Below are 18,522 nucleotides of genomic sequence, written 5' to 3'. Positions count from 1 at the left end.
GCGTCTCTCATCTATATCTCATTTATTTCAGCCACAATGAAAAACATGGGAAAGGAAGCTTTGCGCCGCGTCTTTGCGACAATCGCTGTAATCGCAGTCGTATTTCTTGGCGCGTTCGGAATCAGCCAAGCCTTGGAAGGCCCGGCGGACCGGGACCTCGGTGAAGGGTTCATCTTCGAAGAAGTGACTCCTTCCCCGACAATCGGCACACCTAGCACTCCTTCCTCTTCACCTTCTTCCTCGGCGGCTGAATCCCAAAAGCCGTCCTCCAGCCCGAGCACCTCTGCCAAGCCGAAAACCTCGGAAAAGCCTAAGCCCAGCGCTACCCCGACACCGAAGCCCAAGCCGAAACCTCCAGCACCAGCACCGCCAAAGAAGACCGTTGTCCCGCTGCCTCCTTCGGGCACCCAGTACGACGACGATGACGACGATGACGACTAGAGCGCCGGAACGCCGGTGGTCCATCCGGGCCCGAGTTCTGACCGGGATGATGCTCCTGGTTGGCTTGGCCTTGCTGGCAGCGGGTACGGCAAGCTTCGGCGTACAACGCCACGAACTCAATGAGCGCTTGGATGAGTCATTGACTCGCACCGTCAAGGAATTCGAAGTTCTTACCGAAACCGGTGTTGATCCGCGCACCATGGAACGCTTCAAGCACGCTGAAGACCTGCTCTACATAGCAATGCAGCGCACCTTGCCCTCCCCGAAGCAGGGCATGCTCTCCCTGGTCGGTGACGAGGTGCGTTGGACCGCACCGGATATCGTCAACACCCGCCTGGAAGATGATCCGGAATTCCTCGAATGGGCCAGAAGCATCCAGGACGCCAACCATATCCGTTTGGGAACTGTCGACACGGACATCACGACCTACCGTGCCGTCGTTGTTCCGGTTAGCCTTCCTGCAGACCACGAGCATGGCGCGTTCGTGCTGGCCTACGACTACTCTGCCGAGGCCATCGCCAACGACCGCAACTTCATGATCTATGGTGCCGTCGGCGCCTCGGTCATGCTCGTGGCCGCGCTGGCCGCCTGGCTTGTGGTTGGCCGAATGCTCGACCCGATCCGCCGCCTGCAAACTACCGCGCAGCAGATCTCGGAGACCGACGTATCCCAGCGCATTGAAGTTTCCGGAAATGACGAATTCGCCGAATTGACGGTCACCGTCAACGAAATGCTGGATCGCCTTGAAGGCGCGCTCAGCTCCCAGCGCCAGCTGCTCGATGATGTCGGGCACGAACTGCGCACGCCGGTGACTATCATCAACGGGCATCTGGAATTGATGGATCCCAACGATCCGGACGACGTTGCCCAGAGCCGCGATATCGCCATGGACGAGCTCGGGCGCATGTCCTTGCTCATCAATGACCTAGTCACCCTGGCAAAGTCCAACCGCACGGATTTCCTCCAGGTGGAACCGGCAGAAGTCGGCAAGCTGCTTGACGACATCCTCGACAAAGCCCGTGGCCTGGGTCCGCGCCAGTGGCGCGTGGACTACCGCACCGAGGCCACCGTGGCTCTCGACCCGGTCCGGACCACCCAGGCCATGCTGCAGCTCTGCGCCAACGCGGTGAAGTTCTCTGCTGCGGATAGCCGTATCGGCTTGGGCAACGAGATCGTGCGCGATGGGCATGGCAACACCACCTTGCGCTGGTGGGTATCCGATGCGGGCGTGGGCATCCAGGCTGAAGATCTTGAACGTATTTTCGAGCGCTTTGGACGGGGCCAGAACTCTGTTCGTTCTTCGGGGTCCGGCCTGGGGCTGAACATCGTGCAGGCCATAGCGGAGACCCACGGCGGACGCGTGTGGGTGAACTCAGAACATGGCAAGGGTTCGACGTTCTACATTGACATGCCGTTGACGACTGGAAGCAAGGAAGCATGAGCCAGATACTGATCATTGAAGATGAACCGCGAATCAGTTCGTTCGTAGCCAAGGGGCTGCGTGCTGCGGGACTGACCTCATCCATCGCAGAAACCGGGCATGATGGCTTCACCCAGGCCATTGACGGTGACCATGAGCTGATCATCCTCGACCTCGGCCTGCCGGATGAAGACGGCTTCTCGGTATTGCGGCGTCTGCGCGCCGCGCAGATCGATACTCCGGTGATCATCCTGACCGCACGCGGCAGCGTGGAAGACACGGTAGCCGGCCTGCAGAACGGTGCCGATGACTACATGGCCAAGCCATTCCACTTCGATGAGTTGCTAGCGCGGGTGCGCTTGCGCCTGCGCGCCGAGGACAACGCACCCGAGGTTTCCTCACTGGCCCACGAAGACTTGAACATGGACCTGCTGCGCCGCCGGGTGACGGTCAATGAGCGCGAAGTCGACCTTTCCGCGCGTGAATTCGCGCTGGCCGAAGCCTTCTTGCGCAACCCCGGCCAGGTGCTGAGCCGCGAGCAGTTGCTTTCCCGGGTCTGGGGCTATGATTTCGATCCAGGGTCCAACGTGGTGGATGTGTATGTCCGCTACCTGCGCAACAAGCTCGGCTCGGAACGTTTTGAGACGGTACGCGGATTCGGCTACCGACTCGCCTCCGAGCGCTAGCCGAATCCTGCACGGAATCTAGCGCAACGTCGGGTCCGGAACGAAGCTCTGCTGGAGCAAACGGCTCCAGCGATTGGCCGGCAGCTGCGGGTTCAGCAGTGCAATGCCGATGCAATACTTGGACATCGATACCTCTCGGATGCCCAGCTCGGCCAAGGCCTGGTCCGACGCGCCCCGGCCATCAGCGGACTTGGTCTCCACGACAACCAGGTCCGGTCCGTCAACCCTCGAATCGCCGTTGGCGTATTCCAGTTCAACGTCGCAGGTCAGCCGTTCGCCATCGATGGGGTTCACGAAAGTTGCACGCCGGTAGGCACTGTCCAGCACAGGTTGCAGTTGGGGCACGTCCTGCCCGTACTCGCTGCGCAGGACCGATTCCAGGAACTCGAGGTTCTCTTCGGTCAGCTCGCCGGCGCTGTCCAGATCCTGCTCGACGCGATGCTTCACCGTCGAGCCGCGAAGCCCCTTGGTCTTGATCTCGAACATCGACAGCCCGGTGTCAGCATAAGTGCGCGAGCGCACCTTGTATCGCCGTCGCCGCCCCTGGCGGTGGGCGCGGTACTGGTCGTAGTCCTCGGTATCGAAATACACCGATTCGTAGCGGAAGGTGCGCAGGCCATCGATCTGCATGATCTTGAATTGATCGCCCAAGCGCTCGGATAATGCCGTGAACTCCTCTGGGGCCAACAGGAACTTCTTGTCGACTCGGGTCTGCAGCGCCGCTTCGGAGATCACGTCTTCGAGACTGATCGGCTCCCGGCCGATGACGGCTTCTTCAAGAGCCGCGCGCGCCTGGGAGGCAACGACGTCCGCGCTCTTGGTTGCAAGCGCAGTCATCAGGACCACGTCTCCTGCTTGGCTCCGTTCTGCGCTGCCGGTGCGGACTGGCTGTTCGCCAATTCATAAGTGCCGGAGAAGCTCTCGGATGCGCTGGACTTGGCATTGGACTTGCTGCCGGCAGCGTTGGTACGGAAGCGGACATCAACGATGGTCAGATCGCGAACCATGTCCAGCTCGACAACTACGGTTCGCAGCACCTTGGCATCCAGCAGTTCTTCCAATGCAGCCTGCAGATCCGCCTTCTTCGGGTAGGCACGTTCCAGGGTCACGGTCTGGCGCTCGGTGCGCGGAGCGAAGCTCGGGTGGTCAGCAAGGAACATCACCAGAACCAGGGCCGCGGTGGCCGCTGGAGCCAGCCATGCCGGGTCCGGGTGCAGGCCGTTGACCAAACCAATGGCCAGCGAAATGAAGTAGTAGGCGACTTCTTCCTGGGTCAGCGTGTCTGAGCGAAGGCGAATGATTGAGAGGATGCCGAAGAGCCCCAGCCCCAGCCCCATGCCTGCGCCGCTGCCTGAAAGCAGCAAGGTGACCGCGAAGATTCCCATGCTCAAGGCGATATATGCGAGCACGAGGTCGCGGCGGAAGTGGCGGCGGAAGTATACGAAGTACACCAGAACCGTAATGCCGATGACGTTTGAGGCTAGTCCCGTCCAGAATGACAACATTGCTATCCCTTTCAAAAGTTTGAAGTGATGATCCCTTCTTTATGAACTTTAGGTGAACTAAATGAGTCCAAAAGTAGAACAACATGAGAACGCCCTCATGTTACTGAATAGGTCTTGACTTGCATGTTTGCCTTCTGCTGACGGAGAGTGTGCCGTCTGGCTGGTTTTACTCAGCTTCCGCGCACCCGAGTTCTCTTACTTCTTGAGCATGCCCTCGAAGCGTTAAACAGCTAACGGCGGCTATTCTCTTTGCGAGAATAGCCGCCGTTAGCTGTTGGAGTATCGCTTACTTGCCAGCTTCGATTTCAGCCTTGGCCGTCGAATCCGAATCGTTCAGGAACTTGCCGATGCGGTCGACTTCTTCAGTCTCGCCGATGGCTGCGGCCGCACGGCCCAGCGCATAGAGCGAGCGAAGGAAGCCTCGGTTTGGCTCATGGCGCCAAGGCACAGGGCCCTGTCCGCGCCAGCCGGCTTTGCGCAGCGAGTCCAAGCCTCGGTGGTAGCCAACTCGTGCGAACGCGTACGACTCCACGATGCGGCCCTCACTGTGCGCTTCGTTGGCAAGCAGCGCCCAAACCAGTGACGAGGCAGGGAACTTTGCCGCCAAGTCCGTGGCTTCATCACCGGCTTCATAGCGTGCCAGCACTTCGGTTTCTTCCGGAAGCAGGGTTTCCGGGATACCCAGCAGGTTTTCTCCGACCATGGTTACTTCAGCGACTTTCCGGCCGAGCCTAGCTGCTGGGCAGCTTCAACGATGCGGGCAGCCATGGACTCTTCAGCCTTGGCGCCCCAAACGCGCGGGTCATAGGTCTTCTTGTTGCCAACTTCGCCGTCGATCTTCAGCACGCCATCGTAGTTGCCCAGCATGTGGCCTGCGACCGGACGGGTGAATGCGTACTGGGTGTCGGTGTCGATGTTCATCTTGATCACGCCGTAGGCAACAGCGTCAGCGATTTCCTGCTCGGAGGAGCCCGATCCGCCGTGGAATACGAGATCGAATGGGTTAGCCTTGCCGATTTTGGCACCAACCTGGGCCTGGATATCCTTCAGGATCTCTGGGCGCAGCTTTACGTTGCCTGGCTTGTAAACGCCGTGGACGTTGCCGAAGGTCAGCGCGGTGATGTAGCGTCCCTTTTCACCGGCGCCCAAAGCCTCGATGGTAGCCAAGGCATCTTCGACGGTGCTGTACAGCTTGTCGTTGATCGCGTTCTCGACGCCATCTTCTTCTCCGCCCACGGCACCAATTTCAACTTCGAGGATCTGCTTCGCGGCAGCGGTGCGTGGCAGCAGTTCAGCAGCAATACGCAGGTTCTCTTCGAGGGTCTCAGCCGAGCCGTCCCACATGTGGGAGTTGAAGAATGGATCGCGGCCTGCAGCGACTTCAGCCTCCGAAGCGGCCAGCAGCGGCAACACGAAACCGTCCAGCTTGTCCGCTGGGCAGTGGTCGGTATGCAAGGCGATGTTCACGCCGTAGTTCTTGGCAACCTGGCGCGCGAAGGCCGCGAAGCCCAGCGAGCCGGTAACCATATCCTTGATGGATGCACCAGACCAGTATGCGGCGCCGCCGGTGGAGACCTGGATGATGCCGTCGGATTCAGCCTCTGCGAAGCCGCGAATTGCGGCGTTCAGAGTCTGCGAGCTGGTCACGTTCACTGCTGGGAAGGCGTAGCCGCCTGCCTTGGCAGCATCGATCATTGCATTGTACTTATCGGGGGTTGCGATAGGCATGCTTCACTCCTGGTGATTAGCGAGGTTACGCGTCTCCATTGACGGCGGTTCGCCATCCATCCTATCGGCTATGTCACTAACTAAGCCCTAAATCTCGTATCGTGACACGGGGAATTCCGCGGTTTACCGCAAAGCAAACGGCCAACCCAGATGAGAGCTTGTCTCATTATGGTTGGCCGCTGGCTTTTTACGTTCTCTATTCGGTTGTTGCGCTTACAGAGGTGCTTCCCGACGGAGCTAGCTGTGTCTTGGTCGTGGTGCTGGGCACTGATGCAGAGCTCTTGGAAGCCGCCGGAGTTTCAGTTCCGGTCGAGGCCGACTTCGACGAATCCGTCTTTGGTGCAGAAGCTGAGCCGGTTGGAGTATCCGTAACGGCTTCTTCTTCTGGCTTCGTTGGCTCTGGAGTTGGAGCCTCCACCTCATCAGTGGCATCCGGATCTTCGGGTCCGTCCGTAGCGCCTGGACTCTTCGAATCGTCAGGGCTCTTGGAACTATCTGGGCTCTTCGAGCTATCAGGGCTCTTCGAACCGTCCGGGCTCTGTGAACCATCTGGAGACTGCGAACCGCTCGGGCTTTCACTCTCGCTCGGCGACGGGCGCTGTGATTCCGATGGGCTTGGCTTCGGCCGTGGAATGCTTGGAGTGTCATCCTCGGGGACAATGACGTCTGGATCCGGGCCGCTTGGAGCCTTATCAGGAACGCGGGAGCCGTTGCCCTTGGGAGCACTGCCCGCATTGACTGTCAGCCGCTGCGAATTAATCATCGCCTGGCGCTGGCCCGGAATGGTTGGCAGGTAGTTGCGCGGATCATGCCAACGGCCGTCGATGATGACCTCGAAGTGCACGTGGCAACCGGTCGAGTTGCCGGTAGTGCCAGCCAGGGCGATCAGTTCACCCTGCTCGACTCGCTGCCCCACCTTGGCAATCAACTTCGAATTGTGGCTGTAGCCAGTCTGGACATTGCTGCCGTGGTCGATAGTCACGCGCATGCCGGAGTGCCCAGCCCATGCCGATACGGTCACCGTTCCAGCTTCAGAAGCGTAGACCGGCGAGCCGCAGGAAATAGGGTAGTCCTGGCCAATGTGGATCTGGTTGCCAGGACCGGTAGGGTTGGCACGCCAGCCATAAGGGCTGGAAATACTGCGGGTCTTGACCGGGTGCATCAGTTGCAGGTCGCCAGGCAATTTGCCGAGCTCGCCGACCATGCCCGCAAGCAGAGCTGAGGATTCGTTGTCATTGCCGGACGCTTCTGAGCCCGCGTCAGCGCCATCAAGCATTCCAACGGGACGGCCGTCAATAGCCAGCTCCTTGCCGGAACCGCCAAATGAGTTCAGCGGCGCATCTGCACTGACGTAGACCGGTCCGTTGAACATTGATGGATCTGCCACAGCATCGATGCCTACAGGGATATCGCCCTGCCTGGAGTCACCGGCCTGAGCCATGATCGGGATCGCCAGGGCTCCCGTCAGTCCGAGCGCGGCGACGATAGAAGTGGACCATATAACCAATGGCCTTCTGCGTCGAGGCAGCCCGGGCAACAGCAAGTCACGGTTTACTTGATGACGTCGTTTCACGACCGCCCTCTCCCAGATCACGTTTTCATAACTAAAACCCAGAGTAGGCGGAAAATGATAACTAATCCAGATGCTCGACTAAACTCGTCAGTATTAAATTTCTTGTTAACCTACTTTTTGCCCAAACACGTGCCTGCGTACCCACGCATGCATGGCAATCCCGGCTGCGGATGCCGCGTTGATTGAACGAGTCGAGCCGAACTGCTCGATGGACAAGGTGTCCTTGGCCGCAACGTGGACTTCCGGGCTGAGTCCCGGACCTTCCTGCCCGAAGACCAGCACGCAGTCCTTCGGCAGGTCGTAGGTCTCCAGTGGAACGGAGTCCGGGAAGATATCGATTCCCAGAATCGTCAACCCCTCGCCCTCAGCCCAGGCAACGAACTCCTCCACCGTTGCATGGTGGCGTACGTGCTGGTAACGATCAGTAACCATGGCGCCTCGTCGATTCCAGCGGCGACGGCCGATGATATGGACTTCTTTGGCCAGGAAAGCGTTTGCGCTGCGTACCACGGTGCCGATGTTCATATCGTGCTGCCAGTTTTCAATGGCGATATGGAAATCGTGGCGGCGTTCGTCAAGATCAGCAATGATGGCGTCCATCGTCCAGTAGCGGTACTTGTCCGCGACGTTGCGCCGGTCGCCCTCGGCAAGCAACTGGGGATCGTATTTTCCGTCGGTTGGCAGTTCCCCCTCCCAGGGGCCTACTCCGATCACATGCTGCGCGCTCGGGTCATTAACTGGTTCATGCGTTTCTTCGTTCACAGTATTAAGCCTAGTTCGTTATGTTCGCGCCCTTGTTCACGGCGCATTTGCGTGCGCCTGTGTAATCTCTTAATAGAACGGGATACTTTCAGTGCCGATAGCTCCCACCAAATATTTCCCTAGGGAGGATCCACGCCTCGTGACAACTTCAATCCGCGGTACGCGAACTGTCCACGACATCAAATGCTGGCTCACGGACATGGACGGCGTATTGGTTCACGAGAACCAGGCCATCAAGGGCGCCGCCGAGATGCTGAGCTACTGGCGCGACAACAACCTGCGCTTCCTGGTCCTGACCAATAACTCCATCTACACCCCGCGCGATCTGCGTGCCCGCTTATTGGCCTCGGGCCTGGACGTCCCGGAGGAAAACATCTGGACCTCCGCGATGGCCACTGCAGAGTTCCTGGCTCGCCAGCGCCCCGGCGGCCGCACCTTCGTCATTGGCGAAGCCGGTTTGACCACTGCCCTGCATGATGCGGGGTTCATCATGACCGACCAGAACCCTGACTACGTCGTGCTGGGCGAAACCCGCACCTACTCTTTCGAAGCCATCACCAAGGCCATCCGCCTGATCGAAGGCGGGGCGAAGTTCATCGCCACCAACCCGGACGCTACCGGGCCGTCCACCGAAGGCATTATGCCAGCCACCGGTGCGATCGCGGCTTTGATCTCGCGTGCAACCAACCGCGAGCCATACGTGGTGGGCAAGCCGAACCCAATGATGTTCCGTTCTGCCCTGAACCGAATCGATGCGCACTCGGAAACCACCGCAATGATCGGCGACCGCATGGACACCGATATCGTTGCGGGCATGGAAGCCGGACTGCTGACCGCATTGGTCTACACCGGCATCACCGCCCGCGAGGACATGGACACTTTCCCGTTCCGCCCGGACCTGCAGTTCCCATCCGTGGCGAATCTGCACGCGGAACTCGCCAAGGGTACCGCTGCAGCGGAAGCGCCTGCAGCCAAGAAGTAGCAGCTAGCGGATTCAGCAAGGCCGGGCTTTTGCCCGGCCTTGCTGCGTTGACGCAAGATTCCGGAAGTATGCTGAAACCGTGACCGAGCAAGTACCGAACGAGGTCCCGAGCGCGCGGAAGCGTGGACGGCCCAAAGGCAGCAACACGGGGACAACTAGAGCGGCGATCCTCAAAGCCGCGTCCAAGGAGTTCTCCCGTGCCGGATACGAGGCAGCCAGCCTCCGGTCGGTAGCGCGCCGAGCCGGGGTGGATCCAGCACTGGTTCACCACTATTTCAAGGACAAGAGCGACTTGTTTGTCCAGACCATGCGCATCCCCGTCAACCCAGGGGAAATCATCGCCGAGGCGGCAACAGCGCCGTTGGAGGAGATGGGCGAGGCGCTGACTCGCGCATTGCTCGCTACCTGGAGCAAGCCGGCTTTCCGCACGGCTGCAACGGCAATGATCCGGGGCTTGGTCTCCAGCAGCAGCGCGGCGAAAATCCTCCGTCCATTCCTGCAAGAGCAGATCTTCTCGCGCTTGGGTGCGCGTTTGCCGGAAGAAAGCGCCGAGCCGAGGGTAGCCCTGGTGGCCAGCCAGATTGTCGGCCTGATTGTCGCGCGCTACATCATTGGCTTGGAGCCTTTGGCCTCCATGGATGATGAGCAGGTTATCGAGCTGGTGGCCCCCACCATCCAGCGCTACCTCACCGGCCAATTGCCTGCGTTGAACCATTGACATGCTGCTGGCAGAGGTCCCTAATTCATTATGTGATGAATAAAACGGCTTGTGTCGATGTGCAGCGGCTCGACGTCAGACGCGGAAGGGCATTGGTCCTGGACCACGTGGAATTCCAGCTCGCGCCGGGACGGATCATCGGCTTGCTCGGCCCCAGCGGCAGCGGCAAGAGCACCTTGCTGCGAAGCATCGTGGGCAACCAGGTCATCAGCAGCGGAACAGTCTCCGTTCTCGGAAAGCCCGCCGGGCACAAGTCCCTGCGCAACCGGGTCGGCTATATGACCCAGGCAGCCAGCGTCTATGACGATTTGAGTGTCCGGCAGAACATCGCCTACTTCGCCAAGATCCTCGGCCAGCCCCCAGCCGAAGTGGATCGAGTCCTCGAAGCCACGGACCTGGCGGACCAGGCTGGCCGGCTGGCTATGGGCCTGTCCGGCGGACAGCGCAATCGGGTGTCCTTGGCCATCGCGCTGCTCGGCTCGCCGGAAATTGTCATCCTGGATGAACCCACGGTGGGTTTGGACCCGGTGCTGCGTGCGGATCTGTGGGCGATGTTCTCGCAGTTGGCGGCCACCGGCCTGTGCCTTGTCGTCTCCAGCCATGTCATGGACGAAGCCATGCGTTGCGATGAAATCCTGCTGCTGCGCGAGGGGAAGCTGCTCGGCCAGATGAGCCCGGCTGCATTGATGGAGTCAACCGGTGCAGACAATCCCGAAAATGCCTTCGTTGCCCTGATCGCGGCAGGCGGCACCGGGCAGCCGCCAAGGGGCACCGCACCTGCACCGAAGCATCGGGCCGAGGCCGAAAGGAACCAGCCATGAAACGGACACTCGCCACCGCCGGGCGGGTCCTGGCCCAGGTGCGCCATGACCCGCGGACCATTGCCTTGATGCTCATCGTGCCCAGCCTGCTAATCGGCCTGATCGCATGGATCTTCACCGACACCCCGGCCTTCAGCCGCATTGGCCCGGCAATGATCGCCTTGTTCCCCTTCGTGGTCATGTTCCTGGTAACCAGCATCGCAACACTGCGCGAGCGGCGCAGCGGAACCCTTGAGCGCTTGCTGAGCATGCCGCTGGCCAAGGGCGAATTCATCTTCGGCTACGCGCTGGCGTTCACCCTGGTTGCGATCCTCCAGACCATGATCGCGGTCAGTTTCGCCATCTGGGTTTGCGGCTTGGAGATCGAAGGCAGTTTCTGGCTGCTGTTCGCGGTGGCCGCCCTCGACGCGCTGCTGGGCATCAGCCTCGGCCTGATGGCCAGCGCCTTCGCACGCACCGAATTCCAGGTGGTTCAGTTCATGCCGGCGCTGGTCATCCCGCAGTTTCTGCTGTCCGGAATCATCCTGCCCCGCGAGCAGCTGCCCGGCGCGCTGGAGGCCATCGGCGACTGGCTTCCGCTGTCCCACGCCATCGACGCCCTCTCGGATGCCGCGGCGGGAACAGTGGATTCGGCGACGGCAAGCAGCATGCTGGTCATCGCCGCCTGGATCGCCGCCGCGCTGATCGTCGGTTCCCTGACCCTGCGGCGGCGCACCGCCTAGAAATACTTAGATTTTTGGATGACATGACTTAACTGGATCCGATGCCCCATTTCCTGACGTTCTTTGAACGCGACATTAATTTTACTCGAAAGAACAGATTCTCGTCTAAGCTTTATTGTCTCGCTCGTCTGATAACATCAGAAATTGTCGTGCAGTTCAGAATGTCGTTTTACGCTTGTACAATTTCAAAAGTGAGGGAATGAATTGGGGATCATAGAAGGAATTGAAGACCTTTCCGCCAAAATACGTGCGCAGAAAGATTCGATCCAGACTGAAGAAGCAACGAAGAACGCATTCGTTATGCCATTTATTTCGCGCGTCTTGGGATACGACGTATTTAATCCCCTCGAAGTGATTCCGGAATTCACGGCCGACCATGGAATGAAAAAGGGGGAAAAAGTTGACTACGCGATCATGAAAGACGGCGAAGTTCAGATTCTTATCGAGTGCAAACATGTTGGTGACTCTCTCAACGTCAAGCATGCTTCGCAGCTTTTCCGGTATTTTTCAGTTACCAACGCCCGAATCGGCGTGTTAACTAATGGGCAGGCCTATCATTTCTTCACGGATCTAGACGCTCCAAACATCATGGATCAGAAGCCGTTCCTCGTACTTGACCTGCTAGACGTAGACGAAATTGTCTACCCTGAACTCACAAAGCTCACTAAAGAAACTTTCAATCTAGATTCAGTGTTGAACTCAGCTGAAGAGCTCAAGTATGTCGGAGCGTTGAAACGCGAAATTGGCAACGAGTTCAAGGAGCCAGGAAAAGATTTCGTTCGATTGCTGATGACCAAGGTAACCGAACGTCGAGCGACCGCAGATAACTTAGCACTTTTCACTGAATTAGTTGGTAAAGCAACTAAGCAATTTTTGAAAGAAAAAGTGCATGAACGACTTAAAAACGCGTTACATGAAGGCGACGCCATTGAGGTGCCACTTCCAGACGGCCAACGGACTTCAGAACAGGTTCACAAATCAGTTGAAAACGCCGTCGAGGCAAAAGAGGAATCTGATAAGACCGGGGTAGTCACCACCGAAGAAGAACTTGCTGGGTACCAAATCATCAAGGCGATTGCGTGTAGCGAAGTCAAACCTAATCGAGTGACTCACCGCGATAGCAAAACATATTTTGGAATCTTGCTAGACGATAACAATCGACGAACGATCGCCCGGCTCCACTTCAATGCAAAAGCCCAGAAATACATCGGGCTCCTTGACGAAGACAAAAAGGAGACTCGGCATCCAATTGACGAGCTGGAAGATATCTACCTCTTCGCGGAACAGATTCGAACATGTGTCGCACGCCTAGACAGCAACTAGATTAAGTGCTTGAAACCGCTGCGCCATTCTAGTATTGGCGCAGCGGTTCGAGCACTTTCAGGTGCTGCCCTGCGGCGGCGCACCGCCTAGCGGCTACGCGATGTCCACCGGGGTGTCCAGCACGCGGCCCTCGGCCACTTCGCGCACCTTCCCGGTGATCCGGAACTCGGCCTGCAGTGGCAGGTCCTCGCTGCTGGTTCCCACCAGCGCGGTGAACTTGCCCGGTTCCACAATGCGCTTCCCGGACAGCCCGGTGAACGAGGTTCGGTCAGCATGCACGGTGAAAGCCACGCGCTTCGACTCCCCTGCCTCAAGCTGCACCTTGGCGAAGCCGGCCAGCCAGCGGCGCGGGCGCACCACCTGCGACACCGCGTCAGCCAGGTACAGCTGCACCACTTCGGCACCGGAGCGCGCTCCGGTATTGGCCACGGTGGCACTGACCCGAATGGTGCCGTCGGCAGCGATTTCAGTTTCCGGCAGTTCCAGCCCGGAGATCTCGAAGCTGGTGTAGGAGCTGCCGTAGCCGAAGGGGTAGAGCGGACGCGGATCGAGGTTGGTTACGCCTTCTGAATGCCACGCCAGCTTGGAAGCCAGGTAGGTGCCCGGCTGCCCGCCGATATGGTCGGGGATCTGCACCGGCAGCTTGCCCGAGGGGTTGACCTCGCCGGTCAGCACGCCAGCCAGTGCCGGCCCGCCTTCCACCCCGGGCATGAAGCACTGGATGATGGCCGCGGTGCGATCAGCGAATTGCCCCAGCGAATACGGGCGCCCAGTGACCAGCACCAGCACCGTCGGGGTCCCCGTGGCCAGCACGGCTTCCACCAGATCCCCCTGCCGCCCGGGCAGGCGCAGGTCGACGACGTCGCAGCCCTCCCCCGAGGTGCCACGGCCGAAGAGCCCGGCGAGGTCGCCAACGGCAACCACCGCGACTTCGGCGTTGCGGGCGGCCTGGACCGCCTGGGCGATGCCCGAATCATTCAGATCGGTGAAGTCCACGCCACGGGCATACTCGATCTGCGATCCGGCGAGCGCGGGAGCCTGCTGCAAGGCTTCGAGGATCGAGGCCATCGGCACGCCGTAGTCCTGCTGCTCGGCGAAGCGCGAGTAGACATGGTTGGTGAAGGAGTAGCAGCCTAGGTGGGTGCGCGGCTGGGAGGCGCTGGGCCCGATGACCGCCAAGCGTGCCGGGCTGGCCAAGGGCAGGATCTGCTCGTTGCGCAGCAGGATGATCGATTCCTCGGCCATTTTCCGGGCATGGGCACGGTTATCGGCCGAATCCAGTTCCACGTCATCGCCCAGCCAGGCCTGGCGCGGGTTCCAGCCCGGATCCAGCAGGCCCATCTGCAGCTTCTGGGCCAGCACGCGGCGCACCGCGGTGTCCAGGACTTCCTGCTCCAGCGCTCCGGCGCGGACCGCCTGGGCCAGGTTGGCGAAGGCGGTGGTCTCCGGGAGCTCAACGTCCATGCCGGCTTCCAGGGACAGCCGGCCCGCGGCGTCCTCGTCTTCTGCCACTTCGTGCATGCTGTGCAGGAAGCTGACGGACCAGTAGTCCGCCACGACGGTTCCCGCGAAGCCCCAGCGGCCCCGCAGCACTTCGGTGAGCAGCCGGTGGCTGCCAGCGGGCGCTTCGCCATCCACGTCCGCATAGGAGTTCATCACGGACTTCACTCCACCCTCGCGAACTGCGCGTTCGAACGGCGGGAACACCGTGTCTTCCAGCGCCCGGGGGCCCATGGAGACCGGCGCGTGGTTGCGCCCGGCTTGCGAGGCCGCGTAGCCAGCGAAGTGCTTCAAGGTGGCGTGCACCCCCGAGTCCTGCAGGCCGCGCACGTAGGCAACGCCCAGCTCCCCAACCAGGTGGGGGTCTTCGCCCATGGTCTCTTCCACCCGGCCCCAGCGGTAGTCGCGGGTGACGTCCAAGACCGGGGACAGGCCCTGGTGCACTCCCATCTTCAGCATGTCGGCGCCGATGCGCCGGGCCATGCCGCCAATGAGTTCCGGGTTGAAGGTGGCGCCCCAGGCAATGGAAGCCGGGTAGCAGGTCGCGCCAAGGGTGGTGAATCCGGTCAGGCATTCCTCGTGGGCGATGGCCGGGATGCCCAGGCGGTTCGCGGCAATGACCTGTTCTTGCAGCTCGACCAGGCGTTCGCGGCCTTCGGCGGGAGCCAGCGGGATGGTGCCGAAGGCGCGGGTGATATGCCCCAAGCCGTCCTTGATGGCGGTTTCGAAGCTGGGACCTGCGGTGAAGGTGTCGGCCATCGGCGCGACGTTGCCTTCCCCGTCCTGGTTTTCTTCCTCCGGGCGGATCCAGAACGAGCCCAGCTGCCCGGCTTTCTCTTCCAGGGTCATTTCATCCATGAGCGCGGCGACGCGCTGTTCGGCAGGAAGGGAGATGTCGTGCCAGGTTTGCTCGACGGTTTTCATGGCAGTTCCTTGTCTTCAAAGATTTCGATTGCTTGCGGGGGGCGGATCAGCCCTTGACTGCGCCCTGCAGTCCATTGACGATGCGCTTCTGCATGGCCAGGAAGAAGATCAGTGCCGGGATCATCGCCAGCGCGGTGAACGCGAAGACGCCGGCGGTGTCGGCCGAGTGCTCGCTGGAGTAGTCGGCGACGCCCAGCGGCAAGGTGCGCATATCCCCTTGCAGCAGCAGCAACGGCAGCAGGTAGGCATTCCACGAGCCGACGAAGGCCAGTACGCCGACGGTGACCATGCCCGGCCCGGACAATGGCAGCAGGATCCTCCAGAAGAAGCCGATGCGGCTGGCGCCATCGAGCTGGGCGGCTTCTTCCAGCTCCTGGGGCAGCGCCATCAGGAAGGGGCGCAGGATGACCACGGTCATGGGCAGCGCGAAGGCCGCCTGCGGCAGGGCGACGCCCCACCAGGTGTTGCCCATGTCCAGGTCCCGGGTAATCAGGATGAACAGCGGAACAATCGCCACGGTGGCCGGGAACAGCAAGCCAAGCACGAAGACCATGAAGATCGGTTCGCGCAGGCGGAACGTGTAGCGGGCCAGCGGGTAGGCAGCCATGATGCCGAAGACCACCACGACGATGGTGGTGATCACCGCGATCATCGTGGAGTTCAGCGCGTACTGCCAGAAATCCGGGTTCTTCAGCACGCCGGCGTAGTTCTCCAGCACCCACGGCTCGGGAAGGCCTGCCGGGTTCTCGGCCAGCTGCGCGTTGGTGCGGAACCCGCCGAGCACCCCGTAGAGGACCGGGCCCAGGGTGATCGCGACAACCGCCAAGGCGATGGCGTAGACCAGGACGTTTCCGCCTTGCCGGCCGTTGCGCTTCTTGGCGCGTTTTGCCTGGGCGGGGGTGTGCTGGGGCCTGGTAGCCAGGGTGGCGCTCATGCTTTGGCCTTCTTCCGCTTCGTGCGCTCATCATCGGGCTGCGAATCCCGCTTGAGGATGAACTGCTGGTAGGAGATGGCCAGAACCAGGGCGACGATGAACAAGATGACCGAGGCGGCCGCGGCGATTCCGAAGTTCTGGCGCTTGGTTCCTTCCGAAACCAGGAAGCTGGCCATGGTGGTGGTGGCGTTGGCCGGTCCGCCGCCGGTGAGGATCCAGACCATGTCGAAGAGCTGCAGCGAGCCGATCATGGACAAGAAGCCCCAGGTGCGCAGGGTGGGGCCCAGCAGCGGGATGGTGATCTTGCGCTGGATCTGCCACCAGGAGGCGCCGTCGATTTCCGCCGCTTCGTAGAGCTCGGACGGCACCCCCTGCAGCCCGGCAAGGAACAGGATCACCGCCAGGCCAAGGTACTTCCAGGTCAGCACGGCCAGCACGGTCCACAAGGCGAGTTCCGGCGTGCCCAGCCAGCCTTGGGCCGGCCCCTGGATTCCCAGCTTAGACAAGATGGTGTCGATCACCCCGTACTGCGGCTGCAGCAGCTGGAACCAGACCACCCCGGCGATGACTTCGGACAGCACGTAGGGCACGAAGATGATGGTGCGCAGCAGGGACTGGATCTTCATCTTCCGGTTCAGCAGCAGGGCGATGCCCAGGCCGATCGGCAGCTGCAGGGCGATGGAGCCGCCGATGATGACCAGGTTATGGACCAGGGCATCGGTGAACACCTCGTTGCCCAGCACCCGGACGTAATTCTTGAAGCCCACGAAGTCCACCAGCGGGCCGAAGCCCTTCCAGTTGTACATCGAGAAGCGCACGGCCTGGATGATGGGGACCAGCATGAAGACCGCGATCAGCAGCAATGCCGGGCTGACGAAGAACAGGATCTCCAGGTTCTTGCGCCGCTGCGCGGGCTTGCGCGTGCGCTTGGCACCGGCAGGCGGCAGTCCGTTTGGCGTGGAACGCCGCCTTTCGGAAAGCCCTGGGCCACCGCTGGCTGGCGGACTGGCTGCGTAGGTTACTTCTGGGGCCACGGCGTGGATCACTTCTCCAGGTCAGCGGCATCTTGGCTGGCGTCGACGATCTTCTGCGCGTCGGATTTGCCGGCGAAGAGCAGGGCGATCTCGTCGTTCATGGCCCCGCCAATGGAGGCGCCGAACGAGGTGTCGAAGTACAGCTGGAAATATGGCGCCTTGTCGCGCACGTCCATCAGCGAAGCCAATGCCGGATCCGAGATCGCGTCCTTGGCTGCCGGGTTGGTCGGCAGGCCCATGTCCAGCTCGGCGAAACCGCGCTGGACCTCGTCGGAGAGCATGTACTTCACGAAGTCCACCGCCGCGTCGGGGGCGCCTTCGGAAACTGCCCAGGCATCGCCTCCGCCAAGCTGCGCGGCCGGGTCTCCCTGGCCGCCCTCAATGGCAGGGAAGGGGAACCATCCGGTGTCTTCCCCCATGCCAGTGCCGTCTTCGGTCAGGCCCTGCATGACCCCTGGCTCCCAGTGGCCAGCCAATTCCATGGCTACCTTTCCGGTGGCCAGCAGGCCCGAAGCGGAGGTGGGGCCGGACTGCGCCGGGGTAGAGAGGAAGCCCGGGTTGAATGGCTCGGATTTGATCAGCTGGTCCACGTCTTCCCCGGCCTTGGTGAAGCACTGGTCGCTGAAATCGAGATTGGCGACCGAATCGGCCAGGGTCTGCTGGGAGCATTCGCGCACTGCCGCGTAGTACCAGTAGTGGGCTGCTGGCCATTTGTCGCCCGCGCCGATGGAAATCGGGTCGATGCCTGCCTGCTTCAGCTTCCCGGTGGCCGCAATCAGTTCATCGAAGGTCTGCGGGGCCGAGTCGATGCCCGCTTCCTTGAACAGCGCCTTGTTGTACCAGAACCCCGCACCGCCCAGCGAGAACGGCAAGGCGTAGGTCTTGCCATCGAGCTGCCAGCCGCCGGCGTTCTCGCCGAGGAAGGCGATTTCCTCGGAGGCCGCCTCGGTCAGGTCCTTGGTCAGCCCGGCGGCCACGTGGGCTGCGAGCTCCCCGCCACCACGTTCCATGTAGACATCCGGGGCGTCGCCGCTCTGGAAGGCCGCATCGAGCTTGGTGAGCATGTCCTCGTGCTGCATGGCGCTGACTTCGACCTCCACCCCTTCATGGGCGGCTTCGAAGTCGGCTGCAACCTGTTCGTAGTAGGCCTTGCCGTCGCCGTTATTGGAGTTGTGCCACCAGGTGATGGTGGTGGTTCCGTCTGCCGACGTCCCTTCCTGGCCTGCATCGGCGGCGCAGCCGGTGGCCAGCAGGGCAGTCGTGGCGGCCAGCGCCAGAATCTGCGCACCTCGGATCTTGGATAACATGCTCGTGCTCCTCAGCTGTGATGAAGACCTGCCGGCATCGGACGGCAGGCGATTGGCTCCACCAAGAATTGCACCGTGACGCAGGTCATGTCAATCGTTTTCGATAACGTTTTCGAAATCCATTGCGAAAACGTTATCGAAA

Annotated in this window: 18 protein-coding genes; 8 read left to right on the top strand and 10 right to left on the bottom strand. The window is 60.9% G+C overall.

What is annotated here, in order from left to right; genetic code table 11:
- Nucleotides 1-45: 45 nt before the first annotated feature.
- The 3 genes from ACIOTN_RS09515 to ACIOTN_RS09505 are packed head-to-tail and all read left to right on the top strand — an operon-like array spanning nt 46 to nt 2,547.
- Nucleotides 46-441 (top strand): hypothetical protein, encoded by a 396-nt coding sequence (locus ACIOTN_RS09515; protein ID WP_402735221.1) that lies wholly within the window; start codon nt 46-48, stop codon nt 439-441.
- Entirely contained in the window at nt 431-1,882 is a 1,452-nt protein-coding gene (locus ACIOTN_RS09510; protein WP_286134703.1) for a cell wall metabolism sensor histidine kinase WalK, read from the top strand. Before ACIOTN_RS09515 ends, ACIOTN_RS09510 begins: the two co-directional genes overlap by 11 nt.
- Nucleotides 1,879-2,547, top strand: coding sequence for a response regulator transcription factor (locus ACIOTN_RS09505; protein WP_105657909.1), 669 nt, complete (start codon nt 1,879-1,881; stop codon nt 2,545-2,547). Before ACIOTN_RS09510 ends, ACIOTN_RS09505 begins: the two co-directional genes overlap by 4 nt.
- A gap of 18 nt (nt 2,548-2,565) precedes the next feature.
- Here ACIOTN_RS09505 and ACIOTN_RS09500 read toward each other — a convergent pair whose 3' ends face one another.
- The 6 genes from ACIOTN_RS09500 to ACIOTN_RS09475 all read right to left on the bottom strand — a co-directional run bounded on the left by ACIOTN_RS09500 (nt 2,566) and on the right by ACIOTN_RS09475 (nt 8,115).
- Nucleotides 2,566-3,384, bottom strand: coding sequence for a polyphosphate polymerase domain-containing protein (locus ACIOTN_RS09500; RefSeq protein WP_105657908.1), 819 nt, complete (start codon nt 3,382-3,384; stop codon nt 2,566-2,568).
- Nucleotides 3,384-4,052 carry a DUF4956 domain-containing protein gene (locus tag ACIOTN_RS09495; protein ID WP_105657907.1) on the bottom strand — a complete coding sequence of 223 codons (669 nt, stop codon included), beginning with the start codon at nt 4,050-4,052 and terminating at the stop codon, nt 3,384-3,386. The genes ACIOTN_RS09500 and ACIOTN_RS09495 overlap by 1 nt, the downstream gene beginning before the upstream one ends.
- 286 nt (nt 4,053-4,338) lie before the next feature.
- Nucleotides 4,339-4,755 (bottom strand): DUF3151 domain-containing protein, encoded by a 417-nt coding sequence (locus ACIOTN_RS09490; protein ID WP_105657906.1) that lies wholly within the window; start codon nt 4,753-4,755, stop codon nt 4,339-4,341.
- A gap of 2 nt (nt 4,756-4,757) precedes the next feature.
- Nucleotides 4,758-5,780 carry a class II fructose-bisphosphate aldolase gene (gene fbaA, locus ACIOTN_RS09485; protein ID WP_105657905.1) on the bottom strand — a complete coding sequence of 341 codons (1,023 nt, stop codon included), beginning with the start codon at nt 5,778-5,780 and terminating at the stop codon, nt 4,758-4,760.
- 196 nt (nt 5,781-5,976) lie between these two features.
- The gene (locus tag ACIOTN_RS09480) at nt 5,977-7,287 is read right to left on the bottom strand and encodes a M23 family metallopeptidase (protein ID WP_105662650.1); all 1,311 of its coding nucleotides are present in this window, start codon (nt 7,285-7,287) and stop codon (nt 5,977-5,979) included.
- Nucleotides 7,288-7,458: 171 nt separating this feature from the next.
- On the bottom strand, nt 7,459-8,115 hold the full coding sequence (locus ACIOTN_RS09475) for an RNA methyltransferase (protein WP_105662651.1): 657 nt from the start codon (nt 8,113-8,115) through the stop codon (nt 7,459-7,461).
- A gap of 139 nt (nt 8,116-8,254) precedes the next feature.
- Between ACIOTN_RS09475 and ACIOTN_RS09470 the strand changes: the two genes are divergently transcribed.
- The 5 genes from ACIOTN_RS09470 (at nt 8,255) to ACIOTN_RS09450 (ending at nt 12,681) form a co-directional block, all read left to right on the top strand.
- Entirely contained in the window at nt 8,255-9,097 is an 843-nt protein-coding gene (locus tag ACIOTN_RS09470) for an HAD-IIA family hydrolase (protein ID WP_105662652.1), read from the top strand.
- 79 nt (nt 9,098-9,176) lie between these two features.
- Complete coding sequence (locus tag ACIOTN_RS09465) at nt 9,177-9,815, top strand: TetR family transcriptional regulator (protein WP_402473738.1); 639 nt, start codon at nt 9,177-9,179, stop codon at nt 9,813-9,815.
- Nucleotides 9,816-9,850: 35 nt separating this feature from the next.
- Entirely contained in the window at nt 9,851-10,636 is a 786-nt protein-coding gene (locus ACIOTN_RS09460) for an ABC transporter ATP-binding protein (protein WP_402735220.1), read from the top strand.
- Entirely contained in the window at nt 10,633-11,358 is a 726-nt protein-coding gene (locus ACIOTN_RS09455) for an ABC transporter permease (RefSeq protein WP_402735219.1), read from the top strand. Before ACIOTN_RS09460 ends, ACIOTN_RS09455 begins: the two co-directional genes overlap by 4 nt.
- Nucleotides 11,359-11,562: 204 nt before the next feature.
- Nucleotides 11,563-12,681, top strand: a complete 1,119-nt coding sequence (locus tag ACIOTN_RS09450; protein WP_286134242.1) for a type I restriction endonuclease — start codon at nt 11,563-11,565, stop codon at nt 12,679-12,681.
- Nucleotides 12,682-12,774: 93 nt separating this feature from the next.
- On the opposite strand, the gene ACIOTN_RS09445 is transcribed toward ACIOTN_RS09450, so the two are convergent.
- From ACIOTN_RS09445 to ACIOTN_RS09430, 4 genes are read right to left on the bottom strand one after another with little or no spacing between them, the layout of a single operon-like run.
- Nucleotides 12,775-15,105, bottom strand: a complete 2,331-nt coding sequence (locus tag ACIOTN_RS09445; RefSeq protein ID WP_402735218.1) for a glycoside hydrolase family 3 N-terminal domain-containing protein — start codon at nt 15,103-15,105, stop codon at nt 12,775-12,777.
- A 46-nt stretch (nt 15,106-15,151) separates the two neighbouring features.
- Nucleotides 15,152-16,039, bottom strand: coding sequence for a carbohydrate ABC transporter permease (locus ACIOTN_RS09440; protein ID WP_105657897.1), 888 nt, complete (start codon nt 16,037-16,039; stop codon nt 15,152-15,154).
- Nucleotides 16,036-17,073 carry a carbohydrate ABC transporter permease gene (locus ACIOTN_RS09435; RefSeq protein WP_402735217.1) on the bottom strand — a complete coding sequence of 346 codons (1,038 nt, stop codon included), beginning with the start codon at nt 17,071-17,073 and terminating at the stop codon, nt 16,036-16,038. Before ACIOTN_RS09435 ends, ACIOTN_RS09440 begins: the two co-directional genes overlap by 4 nt.
- 8 nt (nt 17,074-17,081) lie before the next feature.
- Nucleotides 17,082-18,380: an extracellular solute-binding protein gene (locus ACIOTN_RS09430; RefSeq protein WP_402735216.1), complete on the bottom strand. Its 1,299-nt coding sequence runs from the start codon at nt 18,378-18,380 to the stop codon at nt 17,082-17,084.
- Between the last annotated feature and the right edge of the window lie 142 nt (nt 18,381-18,522).

Source organism: Glutamicibacter sp. NPDC087661 (assembly GCF_044743275.1).
Taxonomy (GTDB): Bacteria; Actinomycetota; Actinomycetes; order Actinomycetales; family Micrococcaceae; genus Glutamicibacter.
Note: the sequence above shows the minus strand (reverse complement) of the source record. Positions and strands in the feature narration are given on the sequence as shown.

Bases quoted from the DNA above. Each gene is read 5' to 3' on its own strand.
- ACIOTN_RS09515 (WP_402735221.1), top strand. From the start codon at position 46: ATGGGAAAGGAAGCTTTGCGCCGCGTCTTTGCGACAATCGCTGTAATC.
- ACIOTN_RS09510 (WP_286134703.1), top strand. From the start codon at position 431: ATGACGACTAGAGCGCCGGAACGCCGGTGGTCCATCCGGGCCCGAGTT.
- ACIOTN_RS09505 (WP_105657909.1), top strand. From the start codon at position 1,879: ATGAGCCAGATACTGATCATTGAAGATGAACCGCGAATCAGTTCGTTC.
- ACIOTN_RS09500 (WP_105657908.1), bottom strand. From the start codon at position 3,384: ATGACTGCGCTTGCAACCAAGAGCGCGGACGTCGTTGCCTCCCAGGCG.
- ACIOTN_RS09495 (WP_105657907.1), bottom strand. From the start codon at position 4,052: ATGTTGTCATTCTGGACGGGACTAGCCTCAAACGTCATCGGCATTACG.
- ACIOTN_RS09490 (WP_105657906.1), bottom strand. From the start codon at position 4,755: ATGGTCGGAGAAAACCTGCTGGGTATCCCGGAAACCCTGCTTCCGGAA.
- fbaA (WP_105657905.1), bottom strand. From the start codon at position 5,780: ATGCCTATCGCAACCCCCGATAAGTACAATGCAATGATCGATGCTGCC.
- ACIOTN_RS09460 (WP_402735220.1), top strand. From the start codon at position 9,851: ATGAATAAAACGGCTTGTGTCGATGTGCAGCGGCTCGACGTCAGACGC.
- ACIOTN_RS09455 (WP_402735219.1), top strand. From the start codon at position 10,633: ATGAAACGGACACTCGCCACCGCCGGGCGGGTCCTGGCCCAGGTGCGC.
- ACIOTN_RS09445 (WP_402735218.1), bottom strand. From the start codon at position 15,105: ATGAAAACCGTCGAGCAAACCTGGCACGACATCTCCCTTCCTGCCGAA.
- ACIOTN_RS09440 (WP_105657897.1), bottom strand. From the start codon at position 16,039: ATGAGCGCCACCCTGGCTACCAGGCCCCAGCACACCCCCGCCCAGGCA.
- ACIOTN_RS09430 (WP_402735216.1), bottom strand. From the start codon at position 18,380: ATGTTATCCAAGATCCGAGGTGCGCAGATTCTGGCGCTGGCCGCCACG.